Below are 19,921 nucleotides of genomic sequence, written 5' to 3' on the forward strand. Positions count from 1 at the left end.
TTTATGCCCCCCTCACCCCGGGGCCAGCCGCCATGAACCATATTCCGCGTCCGAACAACCTCGAAGCGTTCTGGATGCCCTATTCCGACAATAAGTACTTCAAGGACACGCCGCGGATGCTCGCCCGCGCCGAGGGCATGCATTACTACACGCCGGAGGATAAACCGATCCTCGATGGCACGGCGGGCCTGTGGTGCTCCAATGCCGGCCACGGAAGGCGCGAGATCATCGAGGCGATCCAGAAACAGGCTGAGATCCTCGACTTCGCGCCGACCTTCCAACTCGGCCACCCCATCGCTTTCGAATGCGCCGCCCGCCTGGCCGAGATCACGCCGCCGGGGATGGACCGCGTCTTCTTCACCAATTCCGGCAGCGAAAGCGCCGATACCGCGATCAAGATCGCGCTGGCCTACCAGAAGGCCCGCGGCCAGGCGCAGCGGGTGCGGCTGGTGGGGCGTGAGCGCGGCTATCACGGCGTGGGCTTTGGCGGCATGTCGGTGGGCGGCATCGGCGGCAACCGCAAGCAATTCGGCGCCATGCTGCCCTATGTTGACCATCTGCCGCACACCCATGACCTCGCCGCCAACGCCTTTTCCCGCGGCACGCCCGCGCATGGGGCTGAGTTGGCGAACCAGTTGGAGAACCTGGTCGCCCTGCATGGCGACACCATCGCCGCCGTGATGGTCGAGCCCATCGCCGGCTCCACCGGCGTGCTGGTGCCCCCGGCCGGCTATCTGGAACGGCTGCGCGAATTGTGCACCAAGCACGGCATCCTGCTGATTTATGATGAGGTCATCACCGGCTTCGGCCGCATCGGCAAGGATTTCGGCACCGAGCGCCTGGGCGTGCAGGCCGATATCATGACCATGGCCAAGGGCCTGACCAATGCCGCCGTGCCGATGGGCGCGGTTGCCGTCCACAACGACATCTACGACGCCATCGTGAATGGTGTGGAGAACGGCATCGAGCTGTTCCATGGCTATACCTATTCCGGTCATCCGCTGGCGGCAGCGGCGGCGATTGCCAGCATGAATATCCATCGCAATGAGGATCTGCCGGGCCGCGCACTCGCCATCGAGGATTACTTTGCCGATGGCGCGCATAGCCTGCGTGGCCTGCCCAATGTGATCGATATCCGCAATTTCGGCATGATTGCCGGGATTGAATTGGCGCCGAGGCCCGGCAAGCCGACGCAGCGCGCCATGGATATCTTCCGCCGCTGCTTCGATGACGGCCTGCTGATCCGGGTGACGGGCGACATCATAGCCCTCTCCCCCCCCCTGATCATCGAGAAAAACCACGTAGACCGCATCTTCAACACGCTGGGCGAAGCCATCCGCGCCGAAGCCGCCTAAAACCGAGAAAAACAAAAGAAGGGGGCCCGGGGGAATTCCTTCCCCCGGCGCTTGTTAGCTGAGCAGCGCACTCCAAGACGGATCCGAAGCATCCGTCGGCGTCACAATCTGCCGCTCATTGAACCCAGCAATATCAATGCTGGAAATCCGCGCCGAATACCCATTGCCGCGCGCATCCCGCGCCGGGCTTTCGCGGTAGAACATCAGCACCCGCCCATTGGGGGCGAAGGTTGGTCCTTCCATGCCCCAGCCTTCGGAGAGGATGCGCTCGCCCGAGCCATCGGGGCGCATCACGCCGATGGCGAAGCCGCCGCGCCCGATGCGGGTGAAGGCGATGAGGTCACCGCGCGGCGACCATACGGGGGTGGCGTAGCGGCCCTGGCCGAAGGAAATCCGCCGCGGCCCGCCGCCGCCCGAAGCCATCACGTAAAGCTGCTGGTCGCCGCCGCGATCGGAGTTGAAGACAATTTGCGAACCATCGGGCGAGAAGCAGGGGGAGACATCGAGCCCGCCGCCCGAGGTCAATTGCCGCTCCCGCCGCGAGCCGACATCGATAACGTAGATATTGGCATCGCCGCCGCGCACCGCTGAGAGCACCACCGAGCGGCCATCGGGCGAGAAGCGCGGGCTGAGGGTCATGCCGCCGAAATTGCCCAGAACCTCCTGCCGCCCCGTTTGCACGTTGAACAGGAAGACGCGCGGCTGGTTATTGGCGTAGCTCATGAAGGCGATTTGTTGGGCGTTGGGGTGAAAGCGCGGCGTGAGGGCCTGCACGGCGCCATCGGTGAGGTAGCGAAAATTCTCGCCATCCTGGTCCATGATGGCCAGGCGGCGGGAGCGGCGGTCACGCGGGCCATTTTCGGCGATGAAGGCGACGCGGGTGTTGAAATAGCCCTGCTCGCCCAGGGCGCGCTGGTAGATATCGTCGGAGATGATGTGGGCGATCTGCCGCCAGTTGGAGATGGCGGCGTTATAGGCGGTGCCGAGTGCCTGTTGCTCGGGCAGCACGTCCCAGAGGCGGAATTCCACCCGCAACTGGTCGCCCGAGGTGGAGACGCGGCCGGTGGTGAGGAAGGTGGTGCCGATCACCCGCCAATCCTGGAAGCGCGGCGTGGCGGCAGCGGCCTCAGGGGTTTGGATGAAGGCGGCGCGGTCCACCGGTCGGAACAGGCCGGAATTGCGCAGATTGTTGAGGATGACGCGGGCCATGTCGCGGCCCAGGCGCTGGCCGTCCGGCGTGGTGCCGGCCATGTCGGGCACGGCGATGGGCACTGGCTCGGTGCGGGCGCGGGTGATGTCCACCACGCTGCCTTGGGCGAGGGCCTGAGTTGCCGCAAAGGGGGCGAGGAGCGCGGTGCGGCGGGTGATGATGGTCATGGGCGAGAACTCCCGGGCGTGATGGGTGGCTTGGTGCCGCAGGCTGCGTGGTCAATGCAAGGGCGGATGGTGCCTAGGTGGGCGATGAAAAGTGATGTTTACGGACAAATACCACATATGGTGTGCGGGTGGTTTTTGAGCACAAAATGTTGTTTTGCGGGTTCGATGCGCCGGAAAATATCGTATTCGGACAAATACCATGGCTGGTGTGGCGGCGGGGGTGGGGCACAGGATGTTGATCGGCCGCCAGGCGCGGCCGGGACCGCGCGCGAGGTGTCATGGCCGGCGCCTGCCCTGGTTGGGGGAGAGGCCAGCCTTCCGGTTGGGTAAAGCCATAGGGGTAGCCGCATCGGGGGGAGAAAGTCAAGGATAATAAACCTAAATCCACGCCCGGGGCTCGGCATTGTTTCACCGCAGCCCCAGATCGCGCGGGTTGAAGCGGAACACCGTATCACGCAGCGCCGCGAGCCGGGCGGGCGGCAGCGGCAGCGGGTTGCAGCGCGGGCTGAGCAGGGCGCGCCGTGCGGCTTCATAGACCATGCGGGCGCGCGGTTCGGTGGGCACCGCGCCATTGGGCCGCACCGCGCGCACGGTGCCGCCGGCATCCACCTCCACCCGCAATTCCACCACGATGTTCTGCACCCCGGGCGCACCGGCATCGATCGACCAGCATTCGCCGATGCGCTCGGCGAGGCCGCTGCGCTCGGCCGCGGTGAGATTGTCCGTGCCTTGTGGCGCGCCGCCGCCCTGGGCGGGCGCGCCGGCGGGGTTGGCCCGGGCGGTGGGCGGCTGTTGCTGCTGCTGGGCGGCACGCAGGCGCTCGAGCGTGTTCAGCACGCTTTGGCTGCGCTCCTGCGGGCGTTGCACTGCGGGCGTTTGGCCGGTGCCGGGCTCCTGCCGCGGCTCAGGCGGTGGCGGGGTGGGGCTGGGCGGCAGGGGCAGCGGCGGTGCTGGGCTGGGGCGCGGCGGGCTGGGGGTGGGCGCGGGCGGGGCCTGCGCCACCTGCGGCGCGGCCGGCTTGGGCGGGGTTGCCGTCTGCGGGGGCGTGGGCGGCGTGGGGGTGGGCGGTGTGGGGCGCGGCGGCGGTGGCGGCGGCAGGGCCGCCTGGCTCGGCGCGGGCGGCGTGGTCACCGGCGGGGGCGGGGTTTGCGCGGCAGGTGGCGTGGGCGGGGTGGGCAAGGGCAGGCTCGGCGCGGCCGGCGTGGCGGCGGGCGGCGTGGGGCTTTGCGGTTGCGGCGGTGCGGCCGCCTGGGTCGGGGCGGGCGGCGGCGGGGGAGGCGGCGGCGGCGGGGCCACCGGCTGCGGGCGCTGCGGCTCTGAGGCCTGATCGGGGGTGGGCGGTGCCGGCACCTGGCTGGGCGCTGGGCGCGGGGCCGCCACGTCACCCTGCGCCTGCTGCGGCGGCACGGGGGCGATCAGCTCGACAGGGATGGCGATTTCCTCGGGTTCGGGAATTCGCCTGGGCAGAAAGTCGAGGATGAGGAAGAGCAGCGCCGCGAGATGCAGCGCCACCGAAAGCCCCACCCAGAACCGCATGCCCCGAAAGGCCGACATGGACTACCTCGGTGCGTTTTGTCGGGGGGCTTGGGGTTGGGCGCGTGGCCCGGAGAGGGGGGCGGCGGGGGCGGAGACCGGCGCGGGGGCGCGGCCTGGGGGTTGTTCGGCCAGCAGGGCCACGCGGGAGAAGCCGCCGGCCGCGATATTGCCCATCACCTCCATGACGCGGCCATAGGTGATGGCGCGGTCACCGCGGACGAAAATGCGGCGCTGCGGCTCGCCCGGGGCCTGGGTTTGCGCCTCGGCGATGGCGCGCAGACGGGGGACCAGCTCTTCCATCTGCACCTCAGTCTCCTGGATAAAGATTTTTCCCTCCGGGTTGACGCTGATGGTGATGGGCTCCTGCTCCTGATTGAGCGGCGTGGCATTGGTGCGGGGCAAATCCACCGGCACGCCGGAGGTCATCATGGGGGCTGCCACCATGAAGATGATGAGCAGCACCAGCATCACATCCACGAAGGGGGTGACGTTGATCTCGCTCATCGCCTTGTAGCGGCGGCCGCCGCCACCGCGGCTCATCAGGGGGCCGGCCATTTACAGCGCCTCGGAGGAGGCGCGGGGCTGGCCTGCGGCGGCTTCGGTCTGGCGCGAGAGGATGGCGCTGAATTCGGCGGCGAAGCCCTCCAGCCGGGAGGCGAATTTCGCCAGCTGCGAGGCCAGGGTGTTATAGGCCAGCACGGCAGGGATGGCGGCCACCAGGCCGATGGCGGTGGCGAAAAGCGCCTCGGCAATGCCTGGCGCCACCACGGCGAGGGAGGTGTTCTGCATGCCGGCGATGGCGGCAAAGGAGTTCATGATGCCCCAAACCGTGCCGAAAAGGCCGATAAAGGGCGCGGCCGAGCCGGTATTGGCCAGGAAGGTCATCCGCTTTTCCAGCCGCTCCATCTCGCGCTGGATGGTGACCGCCATGGCGCGCTCCACCCGCTCCTTGGTGCCGGCGATGATGAAGGAATTGGTCGCCCCCTCGGTGCTGCGGCGCCATTCGCGCATGCCGGAGACGAAGATGGCGGCCAGCGGGTGGCGCGGCACATCGCCCTGTTTGCGGTATAATTCATCAAGGCTGCCGCCGGACCAGAATGCATCTTCCAGCGCATCGGCCTCGCGCCTTGCGCGGCTGAGCGCCGAGAGCTTCTCGAACACAATGGCCCAGACATAGATGGAGGCCAGGATGAGGGCGACCATCACGCCCTTCACCACCCAATCGGCCTGCATGAACAGGCCCCAGAGCGACAGGTCATGCGCGGCGGCGGCAAGTGGGGAACTGGTCACGCGGTCCATGCGGTCTTCTCCGAAAGGGTATTCTCAACAGTGGCGATGCGCGCACGCAGCGCGGAGCGCCAGGGTTCGGGCACGGCGCGGGGCCGCAGCCCCTGCTCGCCCACACATACCAGCCGCACTTTGAGGGCGGCCAAGATCTCATCACCCAGCATCACATCCTGATCGAGGTCCAATATGGCGCTCACACGGCGAATCTGGGTGCGAATGGTGACCAGATCATCGAGCCGGGCGGGGCTCGAATACTCCACCTCGATGCGCTTCACCACCAGGAAGGCACCGTGGCGGGATGCCATATCGGCATGGGGCAGGCCCATATCGCGCAGGGCTTCGGTGCGGGCGCGCTCGGCCCAGCGCAGATAGGTGGCGTGATAGGCGATGCCGCCGGCATCGGTGTCCTCGTAATAGACCCGGATGGGGAAGCGGTGCGGCTCAACCATCGAGCAGGTCCGGCTGGATGGCGAAACCGGCGGGGGGTGTCAGGCCCAGATGGCGCCAGCCAGGCTCGCCCAGCATGCGGCCGCGCTGGGTGCGGAGCACGAAGCCTTCCTGGATGAGGAAGGGCTCGATCACGTCTTCGAGCGTATCGCGCGACTCGGCGAGTGCGGCGGCGAGGGTTTCGACGCCGACCGGCCCGCCATTATGGTGCTCGGCGATGCGGCGGAGATAGCGGCGGTCCATGGCGTCGAGGCCCTTTGCATCGACCTCCAGCCGGGCGAGGGAGGCATCGACCATGGCGCGGTCGGCGAGTTTGCCGGCGACCAGGGCGAAGTCGCGAATGCGGCGCAACAGGCGGCCGGCGATTCGGGGCGTGCCGCGGGAGCGTTTGGCGATTTCCAGCGCGCCCTCATCGGCGAGCGCGAAGCCGAGTTTCATCGCGCCGCGGCGGACGATGCCGAAGAGTTCCTCCGGTGTGTAGAGGACGAGGCGGAGCGGGATGCCGAAACGGTCGCGCAGGGGCTGCGCCAAAAGGCCGGAGCGGGTGGTGGCACCGACCAGGGTGAAGGGGGGGAGGTCGATGCGCACGGTGCGCGCGGCCGGGCCCTCGCCGATGATGAGGTCGAGTTGGAAATCCTCCATCGCGGGGTAGAGGGTTTCCTCGATGGCGGGCTGCAGGCGGTGGATTTCGTCGACGAAGAGCACGTCGCGCGGCTGCAGATTGGTGAGGATGGCCGCGAGGTCACCGGCGCGTTGCAGGACGGGGCCGGAGGTGGCGCGGAAGCCCACACCCATTTCGCGGGCGACGATCTGGGCCAGGGTGGTTTTGCCCAGGCCGGGGGGGCCGTGGAGGAGGACATGGTCCAGCGCCTCGCCGCGCGCACCGGCGGCCTGGATGAAGATGGAGAGGTTTTCGCACAGCGCGCGCTGGCCGGTGAAATCGGCGAGGGTTTGCGGGCGGAGGGCGCCTTCGCCGGTGTCGTCCTCTTGGCGGGTGGGGTCGGTGATGCTCATGGGGTGTTACCGGGGAGGCTCTGCCTCCCCGGACCCCTCCGCCAGGGGCGACCCGCCCCTGGACCGTGTTCTGTTGGAGGAACCCACAGATGACGGTCCAGGCCCGGCTCGGGCCTGGCGGATGGGGGCCGGGGAAGGCAGAGCCTTCCCTGGTTCATGCGCGCAATCACCGGGCGAACTCCCGCAAGCCGTCGCGGATCAGCGCGTCCAGCGTGGCGGCATCGCCGAGGCGTTTGGCGGCGCGGGAGATGGCGCCCTGGGCCTCGGGGCATTTGATGCCGAGATTGACCAGGGCGGAGACGGCGTCGCTTTCGATGCTGCCTGCGGGCAGGGGGGCGGCGGCGCCCAGGCCGTCCTCCTCGGGCGTGGCGCGGCCGACGGCCCATTTTTGCATGGCCGGTTCGTCGATGATGCGGTTGGCTGTGGCGGCGCCGAGGCCTTTGACCTCGGCAAGGCGTTTGCGCTCCTTGGCGGCGATGGCCCGGGCCAGGCCATTGGGGTCTAGGCCGCCCAGCACCAGTAGGGCCTTTTGCGGGCCGACGGTTTTGACCTCGATGAGGGCGCGGAATGCCTCGCGCTCGGGGGCGTCGAAAAATCCGAAAAGGGTGATGGCATCCTGGCTCACCCGGGTTTCGATCAGCAGTTTTTGCACGCCCTCGCGGGCGGTCAGCCGGTCCAGCGTCTTGCGCGAGCAGGAGATGAGGTAGCCCACGCCGTTCACATCCAGCACGCAGCCGGTCTCGTGCAGGCTTTCCACGAAGCCTTTGAGGGAGCCGATCATGCCACCACCATGCGGGCCAGCATGGCCCGGGTGCCGCGGTGATGGGCGTGGCAGATGGCAATGGCCAGGGCATCGGCGGCATCGGCGCGGGCGAGGCGGGCGCCTGGGAGCAGGCGGCGGACCATGTCGGCGACCTGGATTTTATCGGCATGGCCGGTGCCGACCACGGCGCGTTTGACCTCCATGGCCTGGTATTCGGCGACCAGAATGCCGGCCATGGCGGGCGCGAGGAGTGCCACGCCGCGCGCCTGGCCGAGTTTCAGCGCTGCGGCGGGGTTTTTGTTGACATAGGTGTGTTCGATGGCGGCTTCGGCCGGCTGCCATTCGCGCAGCAGCGCGCCCAGGCCACGGAAGATGAAGGCCAGCCGCTCGGGCAGAGGGGTATCGGCCTTGGTGGAGATCGCGCCGTCGGCGATATGCACCAGGCGCGAGCCCGCACTCTCGATCAGGCCCCAGCCGGTATGGGTCAGCCCGGGGTCGATGCCGAGAATTCTGGTCAAGCCGAGAGCTTTTCCAGCACCGCCTCATCCACCTCGAAATTGGCGGTGACGGTTTGCACATCATCATGATCGTCCAGCAGGTCGATCAGTTTGAGCACGGCGCGGGCGCCATCCTCATCGAGCGGCACGGTCATATTGGGGCGCCATTCCAGCTTGGCGGATTCAGCCTCGCCGAAGCGGGTTTCCAGCGCGGCCTGCACGGCGCCGAGGGCATCGGCGGCGGTGATGATCTCGTGGCCGGCATCGCTGCTTGCCACGTCATCGGCGCCGGCCTCGATGGCGGCTTCGAGCATGGTATCGGCATCGGTGGCGGCGGGGGGGTAGCGCACCACGCCCAAGCGGTCGAACTGAAAGGCCACCGTCTCACCAAAGGCGCCGCCATGTTTGGAGAACATGCTGCGCAAATCCGATGAGGTGCGGTTGCGGTTATCCGTCAGCGCCTCGACGATGATGGAAACGCATGCCGGGCCACGGCCTTCGTAGCGCACCTCGGCATAATCATCGCCCGCACCCACGCCCTGGCCCTTTTTGATGGCGCGATCAACGACATCCTTGGTCATATTGGCCAGGCGGGCGGCGATCATGGCCGAGCGCAGCCGGGGGTTATGCGCCGGGTCGGGTGAGCCGAGCTTCACCGCCACCGTGATCTCGCGGCCGATTTTGGCGAAGGCGCGGGCGCGCTTGGCGTCCTGCCCGCCCTTGCGGTGCATGATATTCTTGAATTGCGAATGGCCGGCCATGACCGTCCCGAACCTCAGATTCTGGTTGAATGCCGTTGGATATAGCCCGCTATTCGCCGCTTCGCCACCATCCTTCTGGGGGCTGAGTGTCTTCGATACATCTGGTCACATTTTATTTTGCTGGGCAGATTGGCGGCCATGGACCTCCCCTCACCCGCCGACCCTTTCGCCGTCACCAGTCTGGAGGCGCTGCGCGCGCTGTATGACGCACCTTCGGAATTGGTGAAAAACAAGGCGACGCAGCGGATGGATGCGGCGACGCAGCGCTTTATTGCCGCCTCGCCCTTTTTGCTGCTGGGGACCTCCGGCGCGCGGGGCATTCATATCACGCCGCGCGGCGATGCGCCTGGCTTTGTCGAGGTGCTGGACGAAAATACCCTGATTTTGCCGGACCGGCGGGGCAATAATCGGCTGGATGCCTTGCAGGATATTCTGGAGGATGACAGGGTTTCGCTGCTGTTTCTGGTGCCAGGCGCGGGCGAAACCCTGCGCGTGCATGGCCATGCCCGCATCACCACCGACCCTGCGCTGCGCGCGCGGCATGTGGCCCAGGGCAAGGAGCCGGTGTCGCTTCTGGTGGTCACGGTGCGGGAATTGTTCACGCAATGCGCCAAGGCGCTGATGCGCTCGCGGCTATGGGATGGCCGTGGCCGTCCGGAGGGGCTGCCCAGCATGGGCGAATTGCTGGCGAGCCAGGCGCCCGGGCGGGTGGAGGCGGCGGTGGTGGATGGCGGCTATGCCGAGCGGATGCGGAGCACGATGTATTGAAATTCCTGATGTGTTTCGGGGCCGCCCTGGCCCTGACGGCCTGCGCCACCCCACCCGCGCGATATGACGCCTTTGCCGGCGGCATGGCCGCGCATGCGGCAGGCGTGGCGCGGGAGGCTGAGCGGGTGCGCCTGCTGCCATGGCCGGCCCGCCCTGATGCGGCGGTGGCCGCGCCCGATTGCCGGAACATGGCCGAACTCGCGCCCGGCCAGCGCGCGCGCTGCGCGGTGGAGCGGCGCATGGCCGTGACCACCCTTCTCAGCCGCCATGCCCAGGCCCTGGCGGAATATGCCGCGGCCCTGGCCATTCTGGGCACGCGCTTTGACGCCAGCCCAGCCATGGAGGCGCTGGCGGCCGCGCGCGGACAGGCCATTGCCCTGGGCGAAAGCCTGCAGTCCGAAATCCCCATCGCGGCGGCTTTCCTGGAGCCGGTTCGGACCATGGATGGGCCGGTGGGGCTGCGCCCTGCCCTGGCCTATGAGATGGCGAGCCATGGCTGGCAGCTCCGCCAACAACTGGAAATCCAGGCTGTGGCACTGGAATGGCTGGAACTGCGCCGGGGTGACGAGATGGACGAAGAACTGCGCCGGCTGCGCTGGTCCATCGCCCATCTGCGCCGCGGCTTTGAGGTTTTGACGGTGAGTGACGGCGAAACCCTGCCGCATATTGCCAGCGCACGGGAGGCGCTGGGGCGTTAGCTGGTGGGGGAAAACGGAGGGCGAGCGACAATAAGATCGAGGGGCTTTGCCCCTCGAGCACCCCAGCAGGGTCGACATGTATGTCGACGAGTTTCCTGCACCTTCGTTAGGTTATTGATTTTCTTATTAATCAAAGGTCGAGGAAAATCGTCCACATACATGTCGACCCTGGTGGGTGAGCGCGCTAGGGCAAAGCCCTTTCGCTCTTTTTTCACCAGCCCGTCAGGCGCGCCGCCAGCGCCCGGCCAGGGCGGCGGCGGCGACCATGAGCCCCGCCAGCACGCCGATGGCCCCCGCGGCATTGACCGCATGGGCGCTGCCGAGTGCCGCTGGCAGCGGCCCGGCCAGGGCGTAGCCCAGTGCGGCCACGCCCGCGCCCAGCCCCGCACCGCCGAGCAATTGGCTGTTATAGCGGTTGGTGATCAGCCGCATGGCCGCCGCCGGTGCGACCAGCAGCGCCACCACCAGAATGGAGCCCACGGCCTCGAAGGCGGCCACGGCGGCGGCGGCCAGCATGAGATTCAGTGCGATGTCCAATAGCCGCACTGGCAGGCCAATGCTTTGGGCATAGGCGGCGTCAAAACATAGTAATTTCAGGGGGCGCCAGAGTGCTGCCACCGCTGCCGCCACGGCCAGGCCCACGCCCGCCAGCATGAAGACCGCGTGTGGCAGGCTGGCCAGGGCGGTGGCGTCGAAGAGCGAGGCCAGACCCTCGGCCTGTGGCCAGAGCAGGGTTTCCATTTGGCCGAACAGCACGCAATCCACGTCGAGATCCACGCTGTGCGCGCCGGTGACATCGAGCAGCACCAGCCCCGCGGCGAAAAACCCGGTGAAGACAATGCCGGTGGCAGCACCGCCCTCCAGCCGGGTCATTCGGCGTAAATGGGTGATGGCCGCCGCCGCGAGCAGCGCCGCCACTGCTGCGCCCAGCAGCACCGGCAACCCGCTGCGCGCGCCGGTGACGAAAAACCCCAGCACAATGCCTGGCAGCACGGCATGGGTGATGGCGTCACCCAGCAGCGATTCGCGCCGCAGCACCAGAAAACTGCCCAGCAGCCCGCAGGTGGCGCCGGCCAGCATGGCGGCAAGCAGCGGGGCGAAATCGAGTTGCAGAAACGCTGTCATGCGCGGCGCAGCATGAGGGAGGCGACAAAAAACGCCGTGCCCACCAGCACCACCGCCGCCCCGGTGGGCCAGCCAGCATGGCCGGCGGAGAGCAGCGCCCCCAGCACGCCGGAGATACCGCCCAAAGCCGCGCTGGCCATGAACATGCCGGGCAGGCGCTGGTTGAGCATGCGGGCCGTGGCCGCCGGCAGCACCAGCAACGCCACCACCAGCACCAGCCCCACCGCCGGCAGGCCGGCGATGCAGACCAGCAGGATGAGGCCCATGAGTGCCGCATCGGTGCGGCGGATGTTGAGGCCCTGCAGGGCGGCGAATTCGGCGTCAAAGCACAGCGCGCGCAGGCGGGGGAAGAGCGCCACCGTGCTGGCCAGGCAGAACAGTGCGAGCAGCCCCGCCGCCCAGGCATCCTCGGCGCGCATCGTCGCCGCCTGGCCCAGGATGAAATGCGACAGCCCGGCCTGCGCCCCCGCCGGCATGGCTTGCACCACGGAGAGGCCGACCACGCCGAGCGCATAAAAACTGGCCAGCACCACGGCGATGGCGGCGTCTTGCCGGATGCGGCCGGTGGCGGAGAGCGCCTGCACTGCCCATAGGCCCAGTGCGCCGGCGATTGCGCCGCCGATCAGCAAGGGCGGCAGGGCGCGCGGGTCGGTGCCCCACCAGGCGCCGAGCAGGGCTGCGGCCACCACGCCGGGCAGGGCGGCATGGCCCATGGCATCGGCCAGCAGGGCGCGGCCGCGCAGCAGGGCAAAGCAGCCCACCGCCCCCGCCGCCACGCCGAGTGCGGCGCAGCCCAGCACCACCACCAAGGTGTTATGGGTGATCACGCCGCCAGACCCGCGCCATAGGTGGTGGTGATCATGGCCGGGGTGAACACATCGGCCACCCGGCCCGCCGCCACCACGCGGCCATTGAGCATCAGCGCATGTTCGAAAATATCCGGCACCGAGGCGAGATCATGATGCACCGCCACCACGCTGCGGCCGGTGGTGGCGAGTTTTTGCAGGGTTTTGATGATGTCCCGCTCGGTGGCGGCATCGACTGCGGCGAGGGGCTCGTCCATCAGCAGCAGATCCGCCTCCTGCGCCAGGCAGCGGGCGAGGAAGACGCGCTGCTGCTGGCCGCCGGAAAGCTGGCCGATGGGACGTTCGGCCAGGGCTGCCATGCCGACCTCGGCGAGGGCGGCGCGGGCGGCCTCGCGCTCGCGCCGGGGCAGGGCGCCCCACCAGCGGGTGCGGGGCGTGCGGGCCATGGCCACCACATCGAGGGCCGAGGCGGGGAAATCCCAATCCACGCTGGCGCGCTGCGGCAGGTAGCCGATGCGGGCGCGGGCGGCATCGAGGGTAGTGCCGAAGAAGCGCACCGCGCCGGTGCTGGGGATGAGGCCGAGTGCGGCCTTGAGCAGGGTGGATTTGCCGGCGCCATTGGGGCCGATAATGGCGGTGAGCCCCGGGGCCACATCCCAGCAAATATCGGCAAGCGCCGGGGTCTCGCCATAGAAGACATTGAGATGGTTGATGCTGAGCGGCGCCATCACAGCCGGCCATTCAGCCCGGCGGCGGGCGCTGTGCCGCCCAAGGCGCGGGCGATGGTGGTGATATTATGGTCCAGCATGCCCTCCAGCGTGCCGGTATAGGTGCCGGCCCGGCCCATCGAATCGGAAAACAGATTGCCGCCCAGGCGCACGACATGGCCGCGGGCGGCCGCGCCCTCGATCAGCGCGCGCACCGCGCGGTCGGGCACCGAGGTCTCGGCGAAGACGGCGGGGACGCGGCGGGTGACCAGCATGGCGACAATGGCCTCGATGCGGATGAGCGAGGCCTCGGCCTCGGTCGAGAGGCCCTGAATGCTGTCGATGGCCAGGTCGTAACGCCGGGCGAAATAGCCGAAGGCGTCATGCGCGGTGACCAGCACGCGCTGGGGGTTGGGGATGCCGCCCAGCGCTGCGGCGGCATAGTCATGCAGGCGGCGGAGGCGGGCGCGGTAGGCGGCCAGGTTTTCGGCCAGCTTCGCGCGGGGCAGCAGGGGGGCGAGCGCCTCGGGCAGGGTGCCGGCGGCCTCGGCCCAGAGCAGCGGGTCCATCCAGATATGCGGGTCGGCGGCATCGGGGTATTCGGGGTGGGTGCGGAGTTCGGCGCGGGGCAGGGCCTCGGCCATGGCCAGAACGCGGCGGCCGGCAGCGGCGAGGCGGGCCAGCACCTCTTCCATGCGCCCTTCCAGCCGATGGCCGTTCAGCACCACCAGATCTGCGGCGAGGAGTTTGGCGGTATCGGCCCGGGTGGGGCGGAAGAGGTGGGGGTCCACCCCCTCACCCATCAGGCTTTCCACCCGCGCGGCGGGGCCGGCCAGGGCGCGTACGGCATCCGCCAGCATGGCGGTGGTGGTGATGATGGCGGGCAGCCGGGCCTGTGCCAGCGCTGGTGCTGGGAGCAGGAGCGCGGGCAGGGAGCGCCGGGGGATGCTTGAACAGCTATTCACGTCTTCAATGATTCAGAGATTTCAGAGTGTTGCATGGCTTATGTGGCCCTGAGGGGCAGAGATGGCAAGCCCTGGGCCCTTGCGCCGCTTTCATCCAGCCGCAATGCTGGCGCGCATGGCCCTACGCCCACGCATTCCTGAGGATCAAGTTGTCGAATTGGCGGAGATGTTCCGCCTGATGAGCGACCCGACTCGGTTGAAGATCATCCTGGCTTGCCTCGATGACCCGGCGGCGGTGGGGGAGATGGCGGATAGGCTGGCGATCTCGGCCAGCCTGGTGTCGCATCATCTGCGGCTGCTGCGCGCGGCGCGGCTTTTGCAGGCGGATAGGCGCGGCCGGCAGGTGTTTTATGTGGTGGGTGACCCGCATATCCGCTCCATGCTCTCCGACATGGTGGATCATGTGGCCGAGGGTGATGCCGAGGTGGAAACCGACCCTGGCGGCGGCGGTTAACCGCCTCCGCCTGTCTTGTCCCTATGCTGCACTGCGATTATGGTCCGGCCGAACTGGATCAAAGGGTGGCGCATATGAAAAGCGTCACCATTGTTGGGAAGCACAGCTGGGATGCGAATGGGCATGCGCCTTGTGAAAAACGGGCTTGGGGCGCTGGCCGCCCTTGCGATGACGTGGGCGATCATGGGGGCCGGTATGGCTTCGGAGACCACGACGCTGGGCGTGCCGGTGCCATGGGGCACGGGGCTGCAGGCCTCTGGTGGGCCGATCAAGACCGCCATCCATGATTTCAACGAGATGGTCTTCTGGATCATCGTCGCCATCACGATTTTTGTGGGCGTGCTGCTGGCCTGGGTGATGTTTCGCTACTCGGCGAAGCGCAACCCGGTGGCGAGCCAGACCAGCCACCACACGGGCCTCGAAATCGCCTGGACGGTGATTCCGGTGCTGATCCTGATTGTGATCGCCATCCCCTCCTTCCGCCTGATCTATTATCAGGACCGGACGCAGGAGGCCGATATGACGATCAACGTCCAGGGCCGGCAGTGGTATTGGAACTACGCCTATCCTGATCATGGTGGCTTCAACTTCGACAGCCGGCCGATTCCGACGGAAGACCTGAAGCCGGGCCAGCTGCGCAACCTGGCGGTGGATGAGCCGCTGGTGGTGCCGGCGGGGCGCAATATCCGCGTGATCAGCACGGGCGTGGATGTGATCCATTCCTTCTTCGTGCCCTCGCTGGGGGTGCAGCGCTATTCCATTCCGGGCCGCTCGATCGAGACATGGTTCCGCGCCGATAGCCCCGGCTCCTATTTTGGCCAGTGCAATCAGATTTGCGGCACGAATCATTGGTTCATGCCCATTGAGGTGCGCGCCATTCCGGCCGCCGAATTTGACGCCTGGGTGGCCTCGGCCCGGACCCGCTTCGCGGCGACCATGCCGGCTTCTGCCACGCCGGCAGTTGCAGCCGTGGCTGAAGCACCCATCTCCCTGGCGGCCATAGCCGCACCGCTTGCGCGCTAATCAGAACGAAGAGGCAAGACCCATGGCGACCGCCCACGCGCATGACGACCATCACGACCACGCCCCTGGCTTTGTGTCGCGCTGGTTGTACAGCACCAATCATAAAGACATTGGCACGCTGTATATCCTGTTCTCGCTCTTCGCGGGGATCATCGGCATTGGCATTTCGCTGCTGATGCGCATTGAGCTGCAGCAGCCTGGCATGCAGATCTTCGCCGATGGCCAGTCCTGGAATGCCATGGTCTCGGCGCATGGCCTGATCATGGTGTTCTTCGTGATCATGCCGGCGCTGATTGGCGGCTTTGGCAATTGGTTTGTGCCGATCATGATCGGCGCGCCGGATATGGCGTTTCCGCGGTTGAACAACATCTCCTTCTGGCTGCTGGTGCCGGCCTTCCTGCTGCTGGGTGGCTCGATGTTTGTCGGCCAGGGCGCGGGCGCGGGCTGGACGATTTATCCGCCGCTGTCGGATAGCCAGTATCAGCCGGGCATGTCGATGGATATGGCGCTGTTCGCGCTGCACCTGGCCGGTGCCTCCTCCATCCTGGGTGCGGCGAATTTCATCACCACCATCCTGAATATGCGCGCCCCGGGCATGACGCTGCACAAGATGCCACTCTTTGTCTGGTCGATGCTGGTCACCGCCTTCCTGCTGCTGCTGGCGGTGCCGGTGCTGGGTGGTGCTATCACCATGTTGATCACCGACCGCAATTTCGGCACGGCCTTCTTCCGCCCCGAGGGCGGTGGTGATCCGGTGCTGTTCCAGCATCTGTTCTGGTTCTTCGGCCATCCTGAAGTGTACATCATGATCCTGCCGGCCTTCGGCATTGTCAGCCATGTGGTCTCGACCTTCTCGAAGAAGCCGGTGTTCGGCTATCTCGGCATGGCTTATGCGATGGTGGCCATCGGCGTGGTCGGCTTCGTGGTCTGGGCCCACCATATGTATCAGTCGGGCATGGATGTGGACACGCGGGCCTATTTCATGGCCGCGACCATGGTGATCGCCGTTCCCACAGGCGTAAAAATCTTCTCCTGGATCGCCACCATGTGGGGCGGTTCCATGCGCTATGACACGCCGATGCTCTTCGCCATCGGCTTCATCTTCCTCTTCACCGTGGGTGGCGTGACCGGCGTGGTGCTGGCCAATGCCTCGATCACCCAGATCCTGCACAACACCTATTATGTGGTGGCGCATTTCCACTATGTGCTATCGCTGGGTGCGGTGTTCGGGATTTACTGCGGCATCTATTACTGGATCGGCAAGATGAGCGGCCGGCAATATCCGGAAATGCTCGGCAAGATTCATTTCTGGATGACCTTCATCGGCGTGAACCTGACCTTCTTCCCGATGCACTTCCTGGGCAATCAGGGCATGCCGCGCCGCTACCCGGATTATGCCGATGCGCATGCCGGTTGGAATTTGATCGCCTCGCTGGGTGCTTATCTCTCCATCGCCAGCTTCGTCTTCTTCTTCTTCGTGATGTGGGTGACCTTCCGCCGCGGTGCGGTGGCGGCCGCCAATCCCTGGGGTGAAGGTGCGACCACGCTGGAGTGGCAAGTGCCCAGCCCGCCCGCCTTCCACACCTTTGAGGAACTGCCGCGCATTCGCTAATGCGCTGCCTGGGGTAACAATACGATGAGCGATACGGCCATCAATGACCGCGTGGGGGGGGCTTCGGCCCCCCTTGATGCATTGTCCGGGCCGATTCACGCGCTGGCCGGAACTGGCCAGTCGCGATCGGACCTCGCGGCCGGTTCCGAGGTGCGGGACTGGATCACCCTGCTCAAGCCGCGGGTGCTCTCGCTCGTGGTCTATTCCGGCGTGGCGGGGCTGCTGGTGGCGCCGGGGCATATGCATCCCATCCTCGCCATCACCGCCATATTGTGCATCACCATCGCCGCCGGTGCGGCGGGCGCCATCAATATGTGGTATGACCGCGACATTGATGCGGTGATGCGCCGCACGGTGAACCGGCCGATTCCGGCTGGGCGAATCGCGCCCGATTCGGCGCTGGCCTATGGCGTGGGGCTGGCGGTATTTTCGGTGGCGCTGATGGGGCTGGCCACCAATTGGCTGGCGGCCATTGTGCTGGCTGCGTCCATTCTCTTCTACGTCTTCATCTATACCGTGTGGCTCAAGCGCCGCACGCCGCAGAACATCGTCATCGGCGGTGCGGCCGGCGCCTTTCCGCCGCTCATTGGCTGGGTGGCGATGACGGGTTCGATCAGCGCCGAGCCGCTGCTGCTTTTTGCCATCATCTTCTTTTGGACGCCGCCGCATTTTTGGGCGCTGTCGCTTTTCGCCCATGCCGATTACGCCCGGGCCGGCGTGCCCATGCTGCCGGTGGTGGCGGGCGCGCGGGAGACCCGCAAGCAGGTGCTGGTCTATACGGTGGCGCTGCTGCCGGTGGCGCTTTCGCCCTGGATCATGGGGTTTTCCGGCTGGATTTATGGCGCTTCGGCATTGCTCCTGGGGCTTTGGTTCCTCAAGCATGCCTGGGCGGTATGGACCGACGAACAGGATGAGGCCGGGCGCAGCCTGACCAATGACCTGCCGGCGAAAAAATGCTTCAAATACTCCATCAGCTACCTCTTCATCCTGTTGGGTATGCTGGTGGTGGATCATCTGGTGCTGACATGACCGCTGATTTCGACAAGGAGGCGGCGGAGTTCCACCGCCGCCGGCGCCAGCGCAACTGGGCCATTCTGGGGGCGCTGATCGGGCTTGTGGTGCTGTTCTACTTCATCTCCGTGGCGCGGTTGCTGCGTGGCTGAGGCAGCGGCAACCCTCGCGCGGCGCAACCGGCGGACGCTGTTCGGCGCCATGGGGTTTGTGGCCTTTATGGTCGGCGTCTCCTTTGCCGCCGTGCCGCTTTATGACCTGTTTTGCCGCGCCACGGGTTACGGCGGCACGCCCATGCTGGGCAGCGCCGCGCCGGGTGCCATGGCCAATACCACCATCAATATCCGCTTTGTCGCCTCCACCAGCCCTGGGCTGCCCTGGCATTTCGTGCCGCAGCAGGTTTCGATGCCTCTCGCATTGGGTGAGGAGGGGGTGGCCTTCTACACCGCCCGCAATGACAGTGCCGCGCCGGTGACCGGCATTTCCACCTATAATGTCACCCCCGACATTGTCGGCCGGTATTTCCACAAGACCGCCTGTTTTTGCTTCACCGAGCAGACCCTGCAGCCGGGGCAAAGCGTGGATATGCCGCTCGCCTTTTGGGTGGACCCGAAAATCCTTGACGACGCGCAGGCGCGGGCCGTGCGCAACATCACCGTCAGCTACACTTTCTTCCGCAGCCTGGCCGATGCCGAGCGCGCCGGCGCCCTGGCCAGTGCGGGGGTGCATATCGGCGCTGGAACCACCCGCTGACGGGTTGATCAAAGCCGCATTTGCCGCGATGTTGCGGCGCAGAACAAAGGGCTCTCGAAGCCCGGGAATCAGGATTGAGAATGGCCAGTTCCGCCCACGCCGCTCCCGCCACTGCCGCCGGCCAGGAGCCCGCACCGCCGCATAAGCACCCCTATCACCTGGTCGATCCCTCACCCTGGCCGCTGGTTGGCGCCTTTTCGGGCGGCGCCATGCTGTTTGGCATTGTGCTGAATTCGCATGAGGGCAATCGCTGGATGTTTCTCGCCGGCCTCGCCGGCCTGCTCTTCACCATGTTCATGTGGTGGCGCGATGTGCTGAAGGAAAGCCGCCAACCTGGCGTGCATACCCCTATCGTGCGTCTGGGCCTGCGTTACGGCATGATGCTGTTCATCGCTTCCGAGGTGATGTTCTTCGTGGCCTTCTTCTGGGCCTATTTCCACTACGCCATCTTCCCCGAGAATGTGCTGGGTGCCGAGCATGCGGTCTGGCCCCCGGCTGGTATTAAGACCTTCGATCCGTTCCATCTGCCGCTGCTCAACACCATGATTTTGCTGCTCTCGGGCTGCACGGTGACCTGGGCGCATCACGGCGTGATCCATAATGACCGCAAGGCGCTGATCCAGGGCTTGGCGCTGACTGTGCTGTTGGGGCTGAGCTTCACTGGCCTGCAGGTGCTGGAATATATGGAGGCACCCTTCGCCTTTGCTGGCGGCGGCATTTACTCCTCGACCTTCTTCCTCGCCACTGGCTTCCACGGTTTCCACGTGATGGTGGGCACAATCTTCCTCGCCGTGTGCCTGTTCCGCGCCATGGCCGGGCAATTCACCGCTGAGCGGCATTTCGGCTTTGAGGCTGCGGCCTGGTACTGGCATTTCGTGGACGTGGTGTGGCTCTTCCTCTTTGTGGCAATCTATGTGCTCGGTGCCGGTAGCTCTGGTCATTAACCGGTGAGCGGGGGCGGG

23 protein-coding genes are annotated in these 19,921 nt (G+C 66.6%); 10 read left to right on the top strand and 13 right to left on the bottom strand.

The features are described 5' to 3' along the window. The first annotated feature begins 32 nt into the window (after window positions 1-32). Window positions 33-1,355: an aspartate aminotransferase family protein gene (locus ABWP84_RS03045; protein WP_353210520.1), complete on the top strand. Its 1,323-nt coding sequence runs from the start codon at window positions 33-35 to the stop codon at window positions 1,353-1,355. Window positions 1,356-1,409: 54 nt separating this feature from the next. On the opposite strand, the gene tolB is transcribed toward ABWP84_RS03045, so the two are convergent. From tolB to ABWP84_RS03090, 9 genes are all read right to left on the bottom strand, one after another. Next, complete coding sequence (gene tolB, locus ABWP84_RS03050; protein WP_353210521.1) at window positions 1,410-2,732, bottom strand: Tol-Pal system beta propeller repeat protein TolB; 1,323 nt, start codon at window positions 2,730-2,732, stop codon at window positions 1,410-1,412. 408 nt (window positions 2,733-3,140) lie between these two features. Further along, window positions 3,141-4,268 carry a hypothetical protein gene (locus tag ABWP84_RS03055; RefSeq protein WP_353210522.1) on the bottom strand — a complete coding sequence of 376 codons (1,128 nt, stop codon included), beginning with the start codon at window positions 4,266-4,268 and terminating at the stop codon, window positions 3,141-3,143. A 21-nt stretch (window positions 4,269-4,289) separates the two neighbouring features. Next, the gene (tolR, locus tag ABWP84_RS03060; protein ID WP_353210523.1) at window positions 4,290-4,823 is read right to left on the bottom strand and encodes a protein TolR; all 534 of its coding nucleotides are present in this window, start codon (window positions 4,821-4,823) and stop codon (window positions 4,290-4,292) included. Continuing rightward, window positions 4,824-5,567, bottom strand: a complete 744-nt coding sequence (gene tolQ / locus ABWP84_RS03065) for a protein TolQ (protein WP_353210524.1) — start codon at window positions 5,565-5,567, stop codon at window positions 4,824-4,826. Then, window positions 5,555-6,004 carry a YbgC/FadM family acyl-CoA thioesterase gene (locus ABWP84_RS03070; protein WP_353210525.1) on the bottom strand — a complete coding sequence of 150 codons (450 nt, stop codon included), beginning with the start codon at window positions 6,002-6,004 and terminating at the stop codon, window positions 5,555-5,557. The genes tolQ and ABWP84_RS03070 overlap by 13 nt, the downstream gene beginning before the upstream one ends. Further along, on the bottom strand, window positions 5,997-7,016 hold the full coding sequence (ruvB, locus tag ABWP84_RS03075; RefSeq protein ID WP_353210526.1) for a Holliday junction branch migration DNA helicase RuvB: 1,020 nt from the start codon (window positions 7,014-7,016) through the stop codon (window positions 5,997-5,999). Before ruvB ends, ABWP84_RS03070 begins: the two co-directional genes overlap by 8 nt. A 166-nt stretch (window positions 7,017-7,182) precedes the next feature. Then, complete coding sequence (gene ruvA, locus ABWP84_RS03080; RefSeq protein ID WP_353210527.1) at window positions 7,183-7,797, bottom strand: Holliday junction branch migration protein RuvA; 615 nt, start codon at window positions 7,795-7,797, stop codon at window positions 7,183-7,185. After that, the gene (gene ruvC, locus ABWP84_RS03085) at window positions 7,794-8,297 is read right to left on the bottom strand and encodes a crossover junction endodeoxyribonuclease RuvC (protein WP_353210528.1); all 504 of its coding nucleotides are present in this window, start codon (window positions 8,295-8,297) and stop codon (window positions 7,794-7,796) included. The genes ruvA and ruvC overlap by 4 nt, the downstream gene beginning before the upstream one ends. Further along, window positions 8,294-9,037, bottom strand: coding sequence for a YebC/PmpR family DNA-binding transcriptional regulator (locus tag ABWP84_RS03090; RefSeq protein ID WP_353210529.1), 744 nt, complete (start codon window positions 9,035-9,037; stop codon window positions 8,294-8,296). Before ABWP84_RS03090 ends, ruvC begins: the two co-directional genes overlap by 4 nt. A 138-nt stretch (window positions 9,038-9,175) precedes the next feature. Between ABWP84_RS03090 and ABWP84_RS03095 the strand changes: the two genes are divergently transcribed. Both ABWP84_RS03095 and ABWP84_RS03100 read left to right on the top strand, forming a co-directional pair. Continuing rightward, window positions 9,176-9,805 (top strand): MSMEG_1061 family FMN-dependent PPOX-type flavoprotein, encoded by a 630-nt coding sequence (locus tag ABWP84_RS03095; RefSeq protein ID WP_353210530.1) that lies wholly within the window; start codon window positions 9,176-9,178, stop codon window positions 9,803-9,805. A gap of 8 nt (window positions 9,806-9,813) precedes the next feature. Further along, window positions 9,814-10,503: a hypothetical protein gene (locus tag ABWP84_RS03100; RefSeq protein ID WP_353210531.1), complete on the top strand. Its 690-nt coding sequence runs from the start codon at window positions 9,814-9,816 to the stop codon at window positions 10,501-10,503. Between the two features lie 222 nt (window positions 10,504-10,725). On the opposite strand, the gene ABWP84_RS03105 is transcribed toward ABWP84_RS03100, so the two are convergent. Genes ABWP84_RS03105 through ABWP84_RS03120 form a run of 4 tightly spaced genes read right to left on the bottom strand, consistent with a single transcriptional unit; the run spans window position 10,726 to window position 14,106 of the window. Beyond that, on the bottom strand, window positions 10,726-11,628 hold the full coding sequence (locus ABWP84_RS03105; RefSeq protein ID WP_353210532.1) for a metal ABC transporter permease: 903 nt from the start codon (window positions 11,626-11,628) through the stop codon (window positions 10,726-10,728). Next, window positions 11,625-12,455, bottom strand: coding sequence for a metal ABC transporter permease (locus tag ABWP84_RS03110; RefSeq protein ID WP_353210533.1), 831 nt, complete (start codon window positions 12,453-12,455; stop codon window positions 11,625-11,627). Before ABWP84_RS03110 ends, ABWP84_RS03105 begins: the two co-directional genes overlap by 4 nt. Further along, window positions 12,452-13,162: a metal ABC transporter ATP-binding protein gene (locus ABWP84_RS03115; protein WP_353210534.1), complete on the bottom strand. Its 711-nt coding sequence runs from the start codon at window positions 13,160-13,162 to the stop codon at window positions 12,452-12,454. The genes ABWP84_RS03110 and ABWP84_RS03115 overlap by 4 nt, the downstream gene beginning before the upstream one ends. Then, complete coding sequence (locus ABWP84_RS03120; RefSeq protein ID WP_353210535.1) at window positions 13,162-14,106, bottom strand: metal ABC transporter solute-binding protein, Zn/Mn family; 945 nt, start codon at window positions 14,104-14,106, stop codon at window positions 13,162-13,164. The genes ABWP84_RS03115 and ABWP84_RS03120 overlap by 1 nt, the downstream gene beginning before the upstream one ends. Before the next feature lie 115 nt (window positions 14,107-14,221). Here ABWP84_RS03120 and ABWP84_RS03125 point away from each other — a divergent pair, with 115 nt between their 5' ends. The 7 genes from ABWP84_RS03125 (at window position 14,222) to ABWP84_RS03155 (ending at window position 19,903) form a co-directional block, all read left to right on the top strand. Continuing rightward, window positions 14,222-14,560: a metalloregulator ArsR/SmtB family transcription factor gene (locus tag ABWP84_RS03125; protein WP_353210536.1), complete on the top strand. Its 339-nt coding sequence runs from the start codon at window positions 14,222-14,224 to the stop codon at window positions 14,558-14,560. A gap of 195 nt (window positions 14,561-14,755) precedes the next feature. Next, window positions 14,756-15,583, top strand: coding sequence for a cytochrome c oxidase subunit II (gene coxB, locus ABWP84_RS03130; protein WP_353210537.1), 828 nt, complete (start codon window positions 14,756-14,758; stop codon window positions 15,581-15,583). A 22-nt stretch (window positions 15,584-15,605) separates the two neighbouring features. After that, the gene (gene ctaD / locus ABWP84_RS03135; RefSeq protein WP_353210538.1) at window positions 15,606-17,195 is read left to right on the top strand and encodes a cytochrome c oxidase subunit I; all 1,590 of its coding nucleotides are present in this window, start codon (window positions 15,606-15,608) and stop codon (window positions 17,193-17,195) included. Between the two features lie 24 nt (window positions 17,196-17,219). Next, entirely contained in the window at window positions 17,220-18,224 is a 1,005-nt protein-coding gene (locus ABWP84_RS03140) for a heme o synthase (RefSeq protein ID WP_353210539.1), read from the top strand. Beyond that, window positions 18,221-18,358, top strand: coding sequence for a hypothetical protein (locus ABWP84_RS03145; RefSeq protein ID WP_353210540.1), 138 nt, complete (start codon window positions 18,221-18,223; stop codon window positions 18,356-18,358). Before ABWP84_RS03140 ends, ABWP84_RS03145 begins: the two co-directional genes overlap by 4 nt. Further along, the gene (locus ABWP84_RS03150) at window positions 18,351-18,959 is read left to right on the top strand and encodes a cytochrome c oxidase assembly protein (protein WP_353210541.1); all 609 of its coding nucleotides are present in this window, start codon (window positions 18,351-18,353) and stop codon (window positions 18,957-18,959) included. Before ABWP84_RS03145 ends, ABWP84_RS03150 begins: the two co-directional genes overlap by 8 nt. Window positions 18,960-19,039: 80 nt before the next feature. Next, window positions 19,040-19,903, top strand: coding sequence for a cytochrome c oxidase subunit 3 (locus tag ABWP84_RS03155; RefSeq protein ID WP_353210542.1), 864 nt, complete (start codon window positions 19,040-19,042; stop codon window positions 19,901-19,903). The last annotated feature ends 18 nt before the right edge of the window (window positions 19,904-19,921 follow it).

This window comes from Rhodovarius sp., from assembly GCF_040399605.1.
GTDB lineage: Bacteria > Pseudomonadota > Alphaproteobacteria > Acetobacterales > Acetobacteraceae > Rhodovarius > Rhodovarius crocodyli_A.

What these genes read in the sequence shown, in the direction of transcription:
- ABWP84_RS03095 (WP_353210530.1), top strand. Translation starts at nt 9,176, where the DNA reads ATGGACCTCCCCTCACCCGCCGACCCTTTCGCCGTCACCAGTCTGGAG.
- ABWP84_RS03045 (WP_353210520.1), top strand. Translation starts at nt 33, where the DNA reads ATGAACCATATTCCGCGTCCGAACAACCTCGAAGCGTTCTGGATGCCC.
- ABWP84_RS03115 (WP_353210534.1), bottom strand. Translation starts at nt 13,162, where the DNA reads ATGGCGCCGCTCAGCATCAACCATCTCAATGTCTTCTATGGCGAGACC.
- ctaD (WP_353210538.1), top strand. Translation starts at nt 15,606, where the DNA reads ATGGCGACCGCCCACGCGCATGACGACCATCACGACCACGCCCCTGGC.
- ABWP84_RS03100 (WP_353210531.1), top strand. Translation starts at nt 9,814, where the DNA reads ATGTGTTTCGGGGCCGCCCTGGCCCTGACGGCCTGCGCCACCCCACCC.
- ruvA (WP_353210527.1), bottom strand. Translation starts at nt 7,797, where the DNA reads ATGATCGGCTCCCTCAAAGGCTTCGTGGAAAGCCTGCACGAGACCGGC.
- ABWP84_RS03145 (WP_353210540.1), top strand. Translation starts at nt 18,221, where the DNA reads ATGACCGCTGATTTCGACAAGGAGGCGGCGGAGTTCCACCGCCGCCGG.
- ruvB (WP_353210526.1), bottom strand. Translation starts at nt 7,016, where the DNA reads ATGAGCATCACCGACCCCACCCGCCAAGAGGACGACACCGGCGAAGGC.
- ABWP84_RS03125 (WP_353210536.1), top strand. Translation starts at nt 14,222, where the DNA reads ATGGCCCTACGCCCACGCATTCCTGAGGATCAAGTTGTCGAATTGGCG.
- ABWP84_RS03155 (WP_353210542.1), top strand. Translation starts at nt 19,040, where the DNA reads ATGGCCAGTTCCGCCCACGCCGCTCCCGCCACTGCCGCCGGCCAGGAG.
- ABWP84_RS03055 (WP_353210522.1), bottom strand. Translation starts at nt 4,268, where the DNA reads ATGCGGTTCTGGGTGGGGCTTTCGGTGGCGCTGCATCTCGCGGCGCTG.
- ABWP84_RS03090 (WP_353210529.1), bottom strand. Translation starts at nt 9,037, where the DNA reads ATGGCCGGCCATTCGCAATTCAAGAATATCATGCACCGCAAGGGCGGG.
- coxB (WP_353210537.1), top strand. Translation starts at nt 14,756, where the DNA reads ATGGCTTCGGAGACCACGACGCTGGGCGTGCCGGTGCCATGGGGCACG.
- ABWP84_RS03105 (WP_353210532.1), bottom strand. Translation starts at nt 11,628, where the DNA reads ATGACAGCGTTTCTGCAACTCGATTTCGCCCCGCTGCTTGCCGCCATG.
- ABWP84_RS03140 (WP_353210539.1), top strand. Translation starts at nt 17,220, where the DNA reads ATGAGCGATACGGCCATCAATGACCGCGTGGGGGGGGCTTCGGCCCCC.
- tolB (WP_353210521.1), bottom strand. Translation starts at nt 2,732, where the DNA reads ATGACCATCATCACCCGCCGCACCGCGCTCCTCGCCCCCTTTGCGGCA.
- tolR (WP_353210523.1), bottom strand. Translation starts at nt 4,823, where the DNA reads ATGGCCGGCCCCCTGATGAGCCGCGGTGGCGGCGGCCGCCGCTACAAG.
- tolQ (WP_353210524.1), bottom strand. Translation starts at nt 5,567, where the DNA reads ATGGACCGCGTGACCAGTTCCCCACTTGCCGCCGCCGCGCATGACCTG.
- ABWP84_RS03070 (WP_353210525.1), bottom strand. Translation starts at nt 6,004, where the DNA reads ATGGTTGAGCCGCACCGCTTCCCCATCCGGGTCTATTACGAGGACACC.